We start from the raw sequence: 14,419 nt of genomic DNA, 5'->3' as shown, positions 1-14,419 counted from the left end.
CGTCCGTCACATCGCACATAGTTGCGGAGTGGTCCCCTCCCAAGACGCACCTTCCCTGGGGCGCCTCGGCGGCCGCCTCACCGGGCGCCCGCAGGACGCCCACTTCTACTCCTTCAACTTTCCGGCGCTCAACGCCTGTGTGGCCGAGGCGCGGCGGCAGGTTCTCGCCCGGCTGCACGAGTGGGGTGTCGATGAAACGGCATGCGACGACGCACAGTTGGTGGTGTCTGAACTCTTCACCAACGCGGTGCGGCACACCGACAGCGAAAACGTGAGCTGCCAACTGCGTTTCGGGGAAGCGCATTTGCGCATAGAGGTGGCGGACCAGGGGCGCGCCTCCACTGAGCCACGGGCGCGGTGCAGCGGCGCGGACGAGGAGAGCGGGCGCGGGCTGCTGCTGGTCGGCGCGCTGTCCCAGGCGTGGGGGGTCCGGCCCGACGACGCCGGCCGGGGCCGGGTCGTCTGGGCCGAGCTGCCGCACGGGCGGCTGGTCTGAGGGGCCGGCCCCGCCGCATGGCGCGCGGTACGGCGGGCAGGTCCGGTACGGCCCCGCTACAGCGGCAGCAGGTCCGGGCGCTTGGGCTCCACATGGTCCCCGGAGGACTCGCCGCGCAGCCGGCGGCCGATCCAGGGCACCAAGTGCTCGCGCGCCCAGTGGATATTGTCCCGGCGCACCTCGGCGGGGGTGCGCTCCTCCTCCGCCGGCCATGGCTGGTCCGGGTCGGCGGGCACCGCGAGGCCCAGCACCTGGGCGGCGCGCAGTGCCACCCGGGTGTGCCCGTCGGCCGACAGATGCAGCCGGTCCTCGCTCCAGGCCCGCCGGTCCTGCACCGAGCGCAGCGACCACAGGTCGAGCACCGGGCAGCCATGCCGGTCGGCGATGGCCCGGACATGGGCGGTATAGGTCGCGATCTTCCCCCGCAGATGGCGGAGCACCGGCATGCCCCGGGTGTCGAAGCCGGTGCACAGCAGCACCGTGCCGACCGAGGAGGTCAGGTCGGCGACGGCCGCCGCATAGCGCTCGGCCACATCGTCCGGGTCGGAGCCCGGCCGCAGAATGTCATTGCCCCCCGCGCAGAATGTGACGAGATCGGGCCCGAGCTCCTTGGCCCTTGGCACCTGCTCCTCCACGATCTGGTCCAGCAGGCGGCCGCGGACGGCGAGGTTGGCGTACCGGAAGGTGTGCTCTTCCCGCTGATCGGCCAGGAGTACGGCCAGCCGGTCGGCCCAGCCGACGAAGGCGCCATCGGGACCCGGGTCCCCGACGCCCTCGGTGAAGCTGTCCCCGACTGCCGCGTACGACCCGATCGCGCTCTTGTTGATTGAATTCGAATCGTCTGCCACGTCAGCACATCTTTCACCCTCGCAAGTGACCTACGCCACCGTAACCAGGGGTTGACGAGCCGTGATGTATCCCACCCCGGTTTGGTCCCCTACGGAGGAATACGCCCGCCAAGGGGCTGCCGGACGGGCCGATGCGCCGTAAAACCGGTGTCGTAGGGTCAGTTTTCCCGCCATCGGCGACCCACCGCCGACGGCCGAGCCCAAGGAGCGCCCGTGACTCAGACGCCGCATGTCCCCACCGCCGAGCCGGAACTGGCGGGAGTCCGCAACTTCCGCGATCTGGGCGGCCTGCCGGCCGCCGACGGCCGGCGGGTGCGGCCCGGCGTCCTGTTCCGCAGCGGGCATCTGGCCTCGGCCACCGAGGCGGACGCGGCCTTTCTCGCCTCGCTGGGGCTGCACACCGTCTTCGACTTCCGCAATGCCGCCGATATCGCGCTGGAGGGCACGGATGTGGCGCTGCCCGGAGTGCGCTATGTCAATCTGCCGCTGAGCGACCCGGCGGACGGCAGCGAGTTCTGGGAGATGGTCCGCGAGGGCGGCATGGAGCGGCTGCGGGAGGTGCTTGCCGAGGGCCGGGCGGCCCAGCGGATGGCCGACTCCTACCGTCTGATCGTCACCACCCGCACCGCCGAGCACAGCCGGGTGCTGCACGAGCTGGCCGAGGACGCGGTGCCGGCGCTGATGCACTGCGCGGCCGGCAAGGACCGGGCGGGGCTGTCCATCGCGGCCACCCTGCTGGCGCTGGGGGTGCCCCGGGACGCCATCGAGGCCGACTATCTGGAGTCCAATGCCCCGCACCGCCGCTATGCCGTGCGGCGCGGGTCGGACAGTGCCACCTCCCCGGAGGTGATGGAGCTGCTCTCGCCGCTGTTCGAGGCCCGCGCCGAGTATCTGGCCGCCGCCTTCGCGGCCATCGAGGAGACCTGGGGGACGAGCGAGCGCTATCTGAGCGAGGGCCTCTCGCTCGCCCCGGCCACCGTCGAGCGGCTGCGGGAGCGGCTGCTCGACGGCTGAGCCTCAGCGGGCCGCCACCGCCTGTTTCACCAGGTTCCGGCCGAAGTCCCAGATCAGCGAACCGCCGCCATGGGCCTCGTCCATCACCGCGGTGAAGGCGTCCACAAAGCGGTCCACCTCCCGCTCCCCGATGATCAGCGGCGGGATCAGTTTGATGACCTCCAGGTGGTCACCCGAGACCTGGGTGAGGATGCGGTGCCGCTGGAGCAGCGGCACCACCACCATCTGCGCGAACAGTCCCTTGCGCGCCGCCTGGAGCATCGTCCAACGGCTGCGCAGCGCCAGGGACTTGGGCCGGCCGAACTCGATACCGATCATCAGGCCCCGGCCGCGCACCTCGTGCAGCAGCTCGTACTTGTCCACCAGCGCCGCCAGCCGGCCGCGCAGCAGCTCGCCGGTGGCCCGGGCGTTGGCCACGATCCCCTCGTCCTCCATCACCGCCAGCACCGCCAGACCGGCCGCCATGGCCTGGGCGTTGGAGCCGAAGCTGGCCGAGTGCACCAGCACCCGGTCCATGGAGGAATACACCTTTTTGAAGATCCAGTCCTTGCCCAGGGTGGCCCCCACCGGCACATAGCCGCCGGAGAGGGTCTTGGCCACACACACCAGGTCGGGTTCCACCCCGGCCTCGTGCTGGTAGGCGAAGAACTCCCCGGTGCGTCCGAGGCCGGTCTGCACCTCGTCGGCGATCAGCAGCGCCTTGTGCCGGTGCAACAGCTCCTGGGCGGCGCGCAGATAGCCGGGCGGCGGCTGGTGCACCCCCTTGCCCTGGATGGGTTCCACGATCAGCGCCGCCACATCGCCGCGCCGCAACTCCCGTTCCAGTGCGGCCAGATCGCCCAGCGGGACGGCGGTGTCGGGCAGCAGCGGGGCGAAGCCGTCCTTGAAGCCCTCCTCGCCGTTGACCGACAGCGAGCCGGTGGTCAGCCCATGGAAGGCGTGCACACAGTAGAGCACCCTGGGCCTGCCGGTGGCGTAGCGGGCGAACTTCAGCGCCGTCTCCACCGCCTCGGTGCCGCTGTTGCCGAAGAACACCCGGTCCAGATGCGGGGTGTAGGACAGCAGCCGCTCGGCCAGCAGTCCGGGCAGCGGCGGGCAGTCGAAGCGGGTGAGGTCGGCCAGCGAGGCGTCCAGGACGTCGTGCAGCGCCTTGCGCACCACCGGATGGTGCCGGCCCAGGCCCATCACCCCGAAGCCGGCCAGCATATCGAGGTAGTCCCGGCCCTCCTCGTCCCAGAAGTAGGCGCCCTCGGCCCGCTGGTAGACCTTGTCGAAGCCGATGGTGCGCAGCATCCTCGGCAGCTGGTGGTTGAGATGGCGGGCGTGCAGCTCATAGCGTTCGCCACCGCGCTCGGCCAGCAGCCGGGCCAGGTCGAAGCCCCCGTCGGTCATGCGTTCTCCTTGACCACCGCGGCAGGGCGGGCGGTACGGGCCAGTACGGCGCTGATCCGGCCGGCGATCTCCACCGGGGTGAGCCCCGCGTCCGCCAGCACCTCGGAGCGCTTGGCATGGGCCAGGAACTGCTCGGGCAGGCCCAGGGTCTCCACCGGCAGGTCCACGCCCGCAACCCGCAGCGCCTGGGCGACGGACCAGCCGACCCCGCCGGTACGGACGTTGTCCTCCACCACGGCGACCATCCGGTGGCTCCGGGCCACCTCCGGCAGGGCCGCGTCCACCGGCTTGACCCAGCGCGGGTCCACCACGGTGCAGCCGGTGCCCCGGTCCTTCAGCAAATCCGCCGTGTCCAGGGCCACTTGGGCCATGGTGCCGACCGCGACCAGAAGCACATCCGGGTTCTCCTCCGCCGGGTGCCGCAGTACGTCCATGCCGCCGGCCCGGCCGACCGCCTCGATGTCCGGGCCCACCTGCTCCTTGGGGTAACGCAGCACGGTGGGCGCGTCCGGCACCTCCACCGCCTCGCGCAGCTGGGCGCGCAGCTGGGTGGCGTCGCGCGGGGCGGCGATCCGCAGGCCCGGCACCACCTGGAGGAGGGACATGTCCCACATGCCGTTGTGGCTGGGGCCGTCGGGGCCGGTGACCCCGGCCCGGTCGAGGACGAAGGTGACGCCGCACTTGTGCAGGGCGACATCCATCAGCACCTGGTCGAAGGCGCGGTTGAGGAAGGTGGCGTAGACCGCGAACACCGGGTGCAGTCCGCCGGTGGCCAGGCCGGCGGCCGAGGTGGCCGCGTGCTGCTCGGCGATGCCCACGTCCCAGACGCGGTCGGGGTAGGCCCGCGCGAACCCGGTGAGCCCCACCGGGTCCAGCATGGCGGCGGTGATGGCCACCACATCCGGCCGTTCGGCGCCGATGCGCACCAGCTCCTCGCCGAACACCGAGGTCCAGGAGCGGCCGCCGGAGGGGGCCAGCGGCTCGCAGGTGAGCGGGTTCATCGAGCCCACGGTGTGGAAGCGGTCCGCCTCGTCCTCCAGGGCCGGCCGGTAGCCGCGGCCCTTCTGGGTGCGGCAGTGCACCAGTACGGGGCCGTGGAACCGTTTGGCCCGGCGCAGCGCGGACTCCACGGCGGCGATGTCGTGCCCGTCTATCGGCCCCAGGTATTTCAGCCCCAGGTCCTCGAACATGCCCTGGGGGGCGAAGGCGTCCTTGAAGCCCTTCTTGGCGCCGTGCAGCGATTCATAAAGGGGCTTGCCGACCAGCGGCACGCTCTGCACCGCTTCCTTGGTGCGGGCCAGGAAGCGTTCATAGCCGTCGGTGGTGCGCAGGGTGGCCAGATGGTTGGCCAGGCCGCCGATGGTGGGGGCGTAGGAGCGCTCATTGTCATTGACCACGATGATCAGCGGGCGGTCCCGGGCGGCGGCGATGTTGTTGAGCGCCTCCCAGGCCATGCCGCCGGTGAGCGCTCCGTCGCCGATGACGGCCACCACATGGTCGTTCCAGCGGCCCAGCACCTGGTTGGCCTTGGCCAGGCCGTCCGCCCAGCCGAGCACCGTGGAGGCATGGCTGTTCTCGATGACATCGTGCTCGGACTCGGCGCGCGAGGGATAGCCGGACAGCCCGCCCTTGCGGCGCAGTTTGGAGAAGTCCTGCCGCCCGGTGAGCAGTTTATGGACATAGGACTGGTGCCCGGTGTCCCACAGGATGCGGTCGGACGGTGAGTCGAAGGAGCGGTGCAGGGCGATGGTCAGCTCCACCACTCCGAGATTGGGTCCCAGATGACCGCCGGTCCTGGCCACCGCGTGCACCAGGAAGTGGCGGATCTCCTCGGCGAGTTCGGTCAGTTCCTCCGTATCGAGCGCCTTCAGGTCTCGTGGACTGCGGATGTTCTCCAGCAAGGACATCCCGGCCCCCTCCTTAACTCTGTCGGCCTTTGTTCCCGGGGCCCTTGGCGAGCCCGATTGTGCTGTCACCCCTCAGGCCACGGGCAGGGTGCTGCCGCCCGCGGTCAGCGGGCCCGGTTCCCGGCGATGGTCTCGCCGGCGGCCCGGATGGTCTCGCGCAGCGACCCCATGGTGGCCAGCACGGCCGTGGGCTCATAACCGCAGTGCGCCATGCAGTTGTCGCAGCGCGGATCCTTGCCCCGCCCGTACTTGTCCCAGTCGGTGTCCTCCACCAGCTCCCGGTAGGTGGGCACATAGCCGTCGCTCATCAGGTAGCAGGGCCGCTGCCAGCCGAAGAGCGAGTAGTTGGGGATTCCCCAGGCGGTGCACGGGAAGTCGGCCTTGCCCTCCAGGAAGTCCAGGAAGAGCGGGCTGTGGTTGAGCCGCCAGCGGCGCCGGTTGCCGCCGGAGAAGGCCTTTTTGAACAGTTCCCGGGTCTGTTCCACGCCCAGGAAGTGGTCCTGGTCGGGGGCCTTCTCATAGGCATAGGCGGGCGAGATCATCATCTCGTCCACCTTCAGTTCGTCGTTGAGGAAGTCCAGCACCTCGACGATGGTCTGCGGGGTGTCGGTGTTGAAGAACGTCGAGTTGGTGGTGACCCGGAAGCCGCGCCGCTTGGCCTCCTTGATGGCCGCCACCGCCTCGTCGAACACGCCCTCCTTGGCGACCGATTCATCATGCCGCTCACGCATGCCGTCGATGTGCACGGCGAACGCGAAATACGGGGAGGGGGTGAACTTGTCCATCTTCTTGCGCAGCAGGACGGCATTGGTGCACAGGAAGACGTATTTACGTTTGGCCACCAACTGCCGGACGATTTCGTCGATTTGCGGGTGCATCAACGGTTCGCCGCCGGCGATGGAGACCATCGGCGCTCCGCACTCCAGTACCGCACCCACCGCTTGCGCCACGGGCATGCGCTGCTTGAGCACACCGGCGGGATGCTGGATCTTGCCGCAGCCCTCGCATTTGAGATTGCAGGCGTAAAGCGGTTCCAACTCCACGATGAGCGGGAACTTCTCCCGCTTCCGCAGCTTCTGTTCAAGCAGATAGGTCCCGACACGGATGGTCTGACGAAGCGGCATGGCCATCTGGCTCACCTCCTGGGGAGCAGCAAAGAACGGTGCCATTCGAAAAAAGCCGGTAGGACGGTGCGCAGCACACGGAATGCCGATATTCCACCGCGCAGGGTCCCGATTCGTACGAGTTCATGTTCCGGAGCGTCCACGACCACCCGGACGGCCGCAACCGGGCGTGAACCGGCCCGCACGGCACTCCGGAGCGTGGCGGCGGACTCCATGTCCACCGCCAGCGCCCCCGCGGCGTGCAGGGCGGCCCGCTCGGCGCCGCGGACCACATGGTCCGAACCGACCAGCGGGCCGGTGTGGATGGCCCGGCCGCCCACCGAGCGGGCGAGTTCCTTGGCGAGCAGCTCCACCCCGGCGCACTCGGTGCGGCCGTCCCGGTCGCGGGTCTCATCGGCGACGACCAGGTCCCCGGGGTGCATCCCGGGGGCCAGGCCGGCGCAGAATCCGGTGGCGATCACGGCCGCCTCGCTCAGCGGCGCGCCCTCGCCCAGTGCCCGGGTGATGGCACGGTCCGCGGCCTGCGGGCCCATGCCGGTGCGCAGTACGGTCACGGGACCGGCCGCACCGCCGAGGCCGCCGCGCAGGGCGAGGCGCTCGATGCCGAGCGCACAGGCGATCAGCAGCGGTGCGGGGGCGGGGGTTCCCGTGCCGGCGGCCATCAGCCCTCCCGGCGGCCGGCGGTCAGGGGCTCGCCGTTGAGGTAGCGGCCCAGCGCGGTCAGCGGGAAGACCTGGCGGTAGAGGTGGTAGTTGATGGAGAAGTCCCAGGGGAAGCCGGTGCCGGTGAAGTAGGGCTCGTCCCAGGACCCGTCCTCGCGCTGGGTCCGGGCCAGCCAGTCCACCCCCCGTCGCACCGCGGCGGACTCCCGTTCGCCGGCCGCCAGCAGGGCCAGCAGGGCCCAGGCGGTCTGGGAGGCGGTGGATGCGCCGCGGCCGATCCACTCCGGGTCGCGGTAGGAGCGCAGGTCCTCGCCCCAGCCGCCGTCCGGGTTCTGCACCCGTTGCAGCCATTCGACGGCCCGGCGGACGGCCGGGTGGGAGGCGGGCAGTCCGGCGGCGGTGAGCGCGGGGACCACCGCCCCGGTCCCATAGATGTAGTTGACGCCCCAGCGGCCGAACCAGGCGCCGCTCTCCTCCTGTTCGGCCAGCAGCCATTCGATGCCGCGCCGGGCCCTGGGGTGGTGCTGTTTGCCCAGTGCCGCCAGCGCCTCCACCACATGGGCGGTGACATCGGCCGAGGGCGGGTCGATGACCTCGCCGAAGTCGCAGAACGGCAGCCGGTTGGGGAAGGGGCTGGTGTTGTCGGCGTCGAACGCGCCCCAGGCGCCGTTCCTGGACTGCATGCCCACGGTCCAGCTCATCGCCCGCCGCACGGCCGCCTCGACGCGCTCCGGCCGCGGATGCGCCACGCGTTTGAGCGCCAGCACCACCTCGGCGGTGTCGTCGATGTCCGGGTAGTTGTCGTTGTGGAACTCGAACGCCCAGCCGCCGGAGGCCAGTTGGGGTCTGCGCACGGTCCAGTCGCCGGGCCGGGTGATCTGCTCGTCCAGCATCCAGTCGGCCGCCCTGACCAGTGCCGGGTGGTCGGCCGGCAGTCCGGCGTCGGCCAGTGCGATGGTGGCCAGACAGGTGTCCCAGACCGGGGACTGGCAGGCCTCGATCATCCGGACCGGGCCGTCCTCGCCCTGCCGCCAGACGGCGAAACGGTCCAGCGACTCAAGTCCCGCCCGCAGCACCGGGTGTTGCAGGTCGTAGCCCAGCAGGTGCAGGGCGATGACGGAGTAGACGGCCGGCGGCTGGATGCCGCCCCAGCAGCCGTCGTTCTCCTGCCGCTCGATGATCCAGCGGGCGGCGGAGCCGATGGCGGCCCGGCGCAGCGGCTTGAGGGCGAACCGGCGGTAGGTGTGCAGCGCCTTGTCCAGGCGCTGGAAGAAGCCGTCCCAGCCGGCCGCCGGGGCGAGCGGGCGGGGCGGGTTGGGGCGGCGGGGGTCGGTGTGCAGCTCGTCCAGGGCGAAGGGCGCGGGCCGTACCGGCCGCAGCGCGGAGACGATGGTCAGCGGAACAATGGTCTGCCGGGCCCAGCAGCCGAAGTCATAGATGTTCAGCGGGAACCAGGTGGGCACAAACATCAGCTCGGGCGGCAGCTCGGGCAGGTGCTCCCATTTCCACCAGCCGAAGAGCGCCAGCCAGATGCGGGTGAAGACCCGGGCGGAGGCGATCCCGCCGTGTTCGCGGACCCAGGCGGAGGCGGCGGCCATATGCGGGGCGTCGGGGGCGTCCCCGGCCAGCCGCAGGGCCGCATAGGCCTCGATGGTGGTGGACAACTCCCCCGGGCCGCCATGGAAGGTGGCCCAGGTGCCGTCCGGGCGCTGCTGTGCCCGGATGAAGCGGGCGGCGGCCTCGGTGGTCCGCGGGTCCTGGATCCCCAGGAATTGACGGAGCATCAAATCTTCGGCGTCCATGGTGACATTGGTCTCCAGGTCGCCCTTCCACCAGCCCTGCTCGTCCTGGAGGGAGAGCAGATACTCGGTGGCGCGGGCGGTGGCCCGCTCCGCGGCGGACCGGGGCGTCACCTCGACGGTGGCCCCGGTGCCGTCGGTCGTCGCTGTCATTGGCTTCCCCTATTGCAGTGAGTCTCTTCTCTGCCGTACTCGGGGTTCCGTCGGCCGGCGCCGAGCCAGGCGCCGTCCGGCGACCGCGATCTTCAGGTTCGCTGATCAGGTTCGGTGAATAGTCATCATCTCTTTCGTACGACGACGAAGTCGGCGAGCGCCGTCAGCTGCGCCCGGACCGCCGGCGGAATGTCCACCCGGTCCAGCGCCTCGATGGCGGTGGTGTGCTGACGGCGGGCCTCCTGGGAAGTCCACTCCCGGCCGCCCGCCTCCTCGATCAACGCGGCGCGGGTGGCGAATTCTTCCTCGTCGAAGCCGGCCGTCTCGCTCTCGCTCTTGGCGTCGGCGGCCAGGATGCGGGCCAGCCGCTCGGAGGCCGGACCACCGGCCGCCAGGGCAGCCACCACCGGCAGCGACTTCTTGCGCTGGCGCAGATCGCTCCAGGTCTGCTTGCCGGTGGCCTCCGGGTCGCCCCAGATCCCCAGCAGGTCGTCCACCGCCTGGAAGGCCAGCCCCAGGTGGTAGCCGTAGTTCTCCAGGGCATCGGCGGTACGGTCGTCGGCGCCGCCGAGCACCGCGCCGATGGAGGAGGCGCAGGCCAGCAGGGCACCGGTCTTGTTGCCCTCCATCTCCAGGCACTCCTCGACGGTGACCCGCTCGCGGTGCTCGAAGGAGATGTCCTGGGCCTGACCGTCGATCAGCTTGCGGGTGGCGGTGGTCAGCCGCCTGGTCGCCCGGGCGGCCTCCGCGCTGCCCAGCTCCAGCAGCACCTCATTGGCCAGCGCGAACAGCGCGTCACCGACCAGGATGGCCTGTGCGGGGCCGTGCACCTTCCACACCGTGTCGCGGTGGCGCCGCTGTTCGTCGCCGTCCATCAGGTCGTCGTGCAACAGCGAGAAGTTGTGCACCAGTTCCACCGCCACCGCACCGGGCACCCCGGTCTGCGGTGCGGCGCCGGCCGCCTCGGCCGACAGCAGGGCCAGGGCGGGACGCACGGCCTTGCCGCTGTCGCCGTCGGTGGGCCGTCCCTCGGCGTCGATCCAGCCGAAGTGGTACGCGGCCGTGGTGTCCATGGGCGCCGCGAGTCTGCCCACGGCGGCACGCAGCACCGGCGTGGCAAGCGCCCGTCCGCGCTCCAGCAGGGCGTGTACGCCCTCGGTGTCGCAAGCTGGGATCGCCGAAGTCACGGTCTCTCCTTGGGTGATCGTGCTCACGCGCGCTCCGCCTCGGAAGCGCGCGCCTGGAAGGCTCGCTGGGTGGGGCCGTCCGGCCCGCTGCCCGGTCTCATGCCGCCTCCCGCAGGAGGTCTCGCGGCGTCCGGCCGAGCCCGGAGAGCGCCTGGTCGGCGGCGCTCAGACCACTGCGCACGGCACCCTCCATGGTCGCGGGCCAGCCGGTGGCGGTCCACGCTCCGGCCAGGAACAGACCGGCCGCCTGGGTGCGGGCACCGGGCCGCAGCCGGCCGACGCCCGGGGTGGGCGCAAAGGTGGCCGTACGCTCCCGGGTGACAAAGAAGTCCCGTACCACCGCGTCGCGGGCGGCGGGCAACAGCCGGGCCAGTTCGGGCAGATAGCGCTCGCGCAGTTCGGCGACCGGCCGGTCGATGTCCTCCTGGGCGGCCGACTGGGAGACGGCCAGATACTGGCCGCCGCCGGCCAGCCCGGAGGATTCGGTGCGGTCGAAGACCCACTGCACCGGGCTGCCCAGGGCGGTGAAGAAGGGGCGGCGCAGCACCTTGCGGTCATAGACCACATGGAGGTTGAGGATCGGCGCGGCGCCGATCTCCAGCAGCCGGTCCGGCTCGTCCAGCGCCCCCTCGGGGAGCAGTGCATGGGCCTCGCGCTGTGGCACGGCGAGCACCACCGTGTCGGCCGGCAGCCGCTCGCTCTCACCGGTGCCATGCCGTGCGGTCACCCGCCAGCCCCCCTCCGGGTCCGGGGCGATCGCCTCGGCCCGGGTGCGCAGGGCGACCCGCACCCCGGCCCGCCGGAGGACGGCCCGGGTGCGGGTGTCGTGCAGCTCACCCAGCGGTACGGCGGCCCAGCCGATGTCGGCGGCACCGGGCTCGGTGAGCAGACCGGTCTTGAAGACCATCGCCGCCAGCCCCAACGAGGCTTGTTCCGCAGGGGCGTTGAGGGTGGCGATGCCCACCAGGTCCCACAACGCCTCGATGGTACGGGCGGATTGACCATGGGCGCGCAGCCAGCCGCCGAAGTCCACGCCGTCCAGGGCCGGATCGGCCGGGTCGAGCTTCTTCAGCGCCAGCGCGGCCCGCCCCACGCTCAGCCGCTCGGCGGCCGACAGATGGGGATAGCCGGCCAGGCTGGCGGCCAGGTGCAGCGGCACCGGCAGGGCGGCGCGCCGCAGCCGGCCCAGCCGGGGCCGTCCGGAGGGGTGGCCGACGTCCAGCACCGGCACATCCAGCCGGTCCTGGACCGGGGCCAGGTGGGTGGCGCCGATCCGGTCGAGGAACCAGCGGTAGGCGGTGCAGCAGCGCAGAAAGACATGCTGCCCGTTGTCCACGGTCAGCTCCCCGCGCCGGAAGGAGAAGGCCAGGCCGCCCAGCCGGGGCCGGCCCTCCAGCAGAGTGACCTTCAGCCCGGCGTCGGCGAGCCGGAGGGCGGCCGTGATGCCGGCCAGTCCGCCCCCGATCACCACCGCGGCCGCCCCCTGGGGGCGGCCTGCCTCGTCCGTATCGAGCCGATCGGGCCTGGTCACCGGTTCCGCGGTCATGCTGCCACCCCCTCGGCTGCTGTCAGGGACGCGTCTACCCGGTGGAGGGTTGCGCTCCTCCCGCGGTGCCGGTTCACACACCGCTCGCCGGTGTGGGCGCAGGTCATCAAGCGCGCCCCCTGGCGGTCTGCCGGTGGACGCTGCGCGCGTCGTATCCGGACAGGCCGCGCACGGCCACCAGCGCCTTCTCCCGGCCGGGCAGCGAGACCCGGCCGCGCAGCACGGCCTGCGGGTCCTCGGCGATACGGTCCAGCAGTCTGCGGTAGATGCCCGACATGGCGGCGACACAGGCGCCGCTGCGCCGGTCGAGCATGGGCAGCAGCCGCATGCCCTCGGCGAACAGGGCCCGGGCCCGGCGGACCTCGAAGGCCACCAGCCCGGTGAAGTCGGACCCGGCGGGCGGCGAGACGGAGTGGAAGCCGTCCGAGCAGCCGAACTTGGCCAGGTCGTCGGAGGGCAGATAGGTACGGCCGTTGGCCGCGTCCTCGCGTACATCGCGCAGGATGTTGGTGAGCTGAAGCGCCAGACCCAGTGTATTGGCGTACTCGGGGGCGCGTTCGGTGTCCCGCGCCCCGGGCACGGTGCCGAACACGCCCAGCGAGAGCCGGCCGATGGAGCCCGCCACACAGCGGCAGTAGTCGGCCAGGTCGTCCCAGCTCTCATAGGTCTGACCACGAACGTCCATCTGGACTCCGTCGATCAGTTCGTCGAGCGCGCCGAGCGGAATGGGAAAGCGCCGCGCGGCGTGGGCGAGCGCGACGGCCACCGGGTCGGTGTCGTCCTCGTCGATCCCGCCGTCCCTTATCCGGGCGAGCACCGCCCGGGTGTCCTCCAGCCGCTGCTCCTTGGCGGAGGCGTCCAGCGGCCCGTCACCGATGTCGTCGATGCGCCGGGAGAAGGCGTACAGGGCCGACATCGCCCGCCGCTTGGCGGTCGGCAGCAGTCTGATGCCATAGCTGAAGTTGCCGGCCTGCTGTCCGGTGACGGCCTCGCAGTAGCTGTACGCGGCGAGTACCGGTGCGGACGCGTGTGGCGTTCCGATCACGGTCCCGCTCACCCCTCTCTTCGCAGTGTCGCCCCCACCTCGCGCAGCAAGCTGAGCTTGGTGGGCTTGGGCGGTCCTGGGAGTACGTCATGCCCCGCGGCGGCGACCGCTCTGAGCGCGGCTCTCCCTCCGCCCACGAACCCCGCGAGCAACAGCCTCAGCCTGCCGTGGACGCTACCCACCAGGGGGGTGCCTTCATTCAGCAGGTGCCGGGCGCGTTCCGCCTCGTACGCGACCAGTGCGCGCACCGACGCGCCGGCGGTGGGGCGGGCGAGGTCGGCCTCGGTGACATGGAAGCGCCGCAGGTCCTCGGCCGGGAGATACACCCGGTCCCGGGCGAGATCCTCGGCGACGTCCTGCAGATGCTCGACGATCTGCAGCGCGGTGCAGACCGCGTCCGAACGGCGGATCCGCTCGGGGCTGTCGGTGCCGGTGATGGCCAGCACCAGCCGGCCGACCGGGTTGGCGGACAGCTCGCAGTAGCCGAGCAGCTCCTGGTAGGTGTCGTAGCGGCGCACCCGCTGGTCCTGCCGGTTGGCCTCGATCAGGCCCAGGAAGGGCTCGGGGGTCAGGGCGCACCGGCGGACGGTGGGCCGCAGCCGGAGCAGCAGGGGGTGACGGGGGCCGGTGCCGCCGTGGTCGAAGACCCGGCGCAGATCGGCCTCGAAGGCGTCCAGCATGGCCGGCCGGTCCTGGCCCTGCTCCCGGTCCAGGCCCAGCAGCTCGGCGTCGCGGGCCGGGTGCGGCAGATCGCCGTCGCCGATGTCATCGACAAACCGGGCGTAGCCGTAAACCGCCATCAGATCGTCCCGCCAGGCGCGGGGCAGAAAGAACGGCGCCACCGGGAAGTTCTCGTGCGCGGCCTTGTCGAGCACGGCGCGCTCATGCGCGTCCGTCCCCGCGGTCATCGCGGGCTGCCCGGACCGGAGACGGCGTGCGCGCCTCGGATCTGGAGAGTTCCCGTAGCCATTGCCGTCACATCTCCGTTTCTACACTGCCGACCCAGAACATCCTATTTCGGACACGCCGCAGCGCGACCCCGCCCGGCGGCTCCCCATTGAGCCCTCCCCCATGGCTTTGTCGCCGGTGGCGCGGGCACCCGGGCGGCACCGCGCATCACCGCGAAGCACGCTACAGCGTACGCCGTACAAGTATCCGGTGTACCCCGAGGTCCGTGCTTGATCCATACAATGCCATGGCTCACATGACGCGTCCGGTCAATATCCCGGTTGCCCGGCAGGACCGT

The 14,419-nt window shown here is 71.4% G+C and carries 12 protein-coding genes; 2 read left to right on the top strand and 10 right to left on the bottom strand.

Translation table 11 applies throughout. The features are described 5' to 3' along the window. Positions 1-28 precede the first annotated feature (28 nt). Positions 29-496, top strand: coding sequence for an ATP-binding protein (locus CV755_RS10365; protein WP_241561098.1), 468 nt, complete (start codon positions 29-31; stop codon positions 494-496). A 56-nt stretch (positions 497-552) separates the two neighbouring features. On the opposite strand, the gene CV755_RS10360 is transcribed toward CV755_RS10365, so the two are convergent. Further along, entirely contained in the window at positions 553-1,344 is a 792-nt protein-coding gene (locus CV755_RS10360; protein ID WP_109279882.1) for an SGNH/GDSL hydrolase family protein, read from the bottom strand. 213 nt (positions 1,345-1,557) lie between these two features. On the opposite strand from CV755_RS10360, the gene CV755_RS10355 reads away from it, so the two are divergent. Then, positions 1,558-2,358 (top strand): tyrosine-protein phosphatase, encoded by an 801-nt coding sequence (locus CV755_RS10355; RefSeq protein WP_109279881.1) that lies wholly within the window; start codon positions 1,558-1,560, stop codon positions 2,356-2,358. A 3-nt stretch (positions 2,359-2,361) separates the two neighbouring features. Here the strand turns inward: CV755_RS10355 and CV755_RS10350 are convergent, their stop codons facing one another. From CV755_RS10350 to hpnC, 9 genes are all read right to left on the bottom strand, one after another. Next, complete coding sequence (locus tag CV755_RS10350) at positions 2,362-3,750, bottom strand: aspartate aminotransferase family protein (RefSeq protein WP_109279880.1); 1,389 nt, start codon at positions 3,748-3,750, stop codon at positions 2,362-2,364. Further along, a complete protein-coding gene (dxs, locus tag CV755_RS10345; protein WP_109279879.1) occupies positions 3,747-5,657 on the bottom strand; it encodes a 1-deoxy-D-xylulose-5-phosphate synthase in 1,911 nt (636 codons plus the stop codon). Before dxs ends, CV755_RS10350 begins: the two co-directional genes overlap by 4 nt. 104 nt (positions 5,658-5,761) lie before the next feature. Next, complete coding sequence (gene hpnH / locus CV755_RS10340; protein ID WP_109279878.1) at positions 5,762-6,787, bottom strand: adenosyl-hopene transferase HpnH; 1,026 nt, start codon at positions 6,785-6,787, stop codon at positions 5,762-5,764. A 5-nt stretch (positions 6,788-6,792) separates the two neighbouring features. Then, positions 6,793-7,443 carry a phosphorylase family protein gene (locus CV755_RS10335; protein WP_109279877.1) on the bottom strand — a complete coding sequence of 217 codons (651 nt, stop codon included), beginning with the start codon at positions 7,441-7,443 and terminating at the stop codon, positions 6,793-6,795. Next, positions 7,443-9,395: a squalene--hopene cyclase gene (shc, locus tag CV755_RS10330; RefSeq protein ID WP_109279876.1), complete on the bottom strand. Its 1,953-nt coding sequence runs from the start codon at positions 9,393-9,395 to the stop codon at positions 7,443-7,445. Before shc ends, CV755_RS10335 begins: the two co-directional genes overlap by 1 nt. 125 nt (positions 9,396-9,520) lie before the next feature. Then, entirely contained in the window at positions 9,521-10,582 is a 1,062-nt protein-coding gene (locus tag CV755_RS10325) for a polyprenyl synthetase family protein (protein ID WP_241561097.1), read from the bottom strand. Between the two features lie 97 nt (positions 10,583-10,679). Continuing rightward, complete coding sequence (gene hpnE / locus CV755_RS10320; protein WP_109279874.1) at positions 10,680-12,128, bottom strand: hydroxysqualene dehydroxylase HpnE; 1,449 nt, start codon at positions 12,126-12,128, stop codon at positions 10,680-10,682. Positions 12,129-12,234: 106 nt separating this feature from the next. Beyond that, complete coding sequence (gene hpnD, locus CV755_RS10315; RefSeq protein ID WP_161968650.1) at positions 12,235-13,185, bottom strand: presqualene diphosphate synthase HpnD; 951 nt, start codon at positions 13,183-13,185, stop codon at positions 12,235-12,237. Beyond that, positions 13,182-14,081 (bottom strand): squalene synthase HpnC, encoded by a 900-nt coding sequence (hpnC, locus tag CV755_RS10310; RefSeq protein ID WP_109279873.1) that lies wholly within the window; start codon positions 14,079-14,081, stop codon positions 13,182-13,184. The genes hpnD and hpnC overlap by 4 nt, the downstream gene beginning before the upstream one ends. Between the last annotated feature and the right edge of the window lie 338 nt (positions 14,082-14,419).

Origin of the sequence: Streptomyces orinoci (assembly GCF_003121295.1) — a bacterium.
GTDB lineage: Bacteria > Actinomycetota > Actinomycetes > Streptomycetales > Streptomycetaceae > Streptomyces > Streptomyces orinoci.
Note: the sequence above shows the minus strand (reverse complement) of the source record. Positions and strands in the feature narration are given on the sequence as shown.

Excerpts from the sequence above, each read along its gene's own strand:
- hpnC (WP_109279873.1), bottom strand. The coding sequence starts at position 14,081 with ATGACCGCGGGGACGGACGCGCATGAGCGCGCCGTGCTCGACAAGGCC.
- CV755_RS10335 (WP_109279877.1), bottom strand. The coding sequence starts at position 7,443 with ATGGCCGCCGGCACGGGAACCCCCGCCCCCGCACCGCTGCTGATCGCC.
- hpnE (WP_109279874.1), bottom strand. The coding sequence starts at position 12,128 with ATGACCGCGGAACCGGTGACCAGGCCCGATCGGCTCGATACGGACGAG.
- hpnH (WP_109279878.1), bottom strand. The coding sequence starts at position 6,787 with ATGGCCATGCCGCTTCGTCAGACCATCCGTGTCGGGACCTATCTGCTT.
- CV755_RS10350 (WP_109279880.1), bottom strand. The coding sequence starts at position 3,750 with ATGACCGACGGGGGCTTCGACCTGGCCCGGCTGCTGGCCGAGCGCGGT.
- dxs (WP_109279879.1), bottom strand. The coding sequence starts at position 5,657 with ATGTCCTTGCTGGAGAACATCCGCAGTCCACGAGACCTGAAGGCGCTC.
- shc (WP_109279876.1), bottom strand. The coding sequence starts at position 9,395 with ATGACAGCGACGACCGACGGCACCGGGGCCACCGTCGAGGTGACGCCC.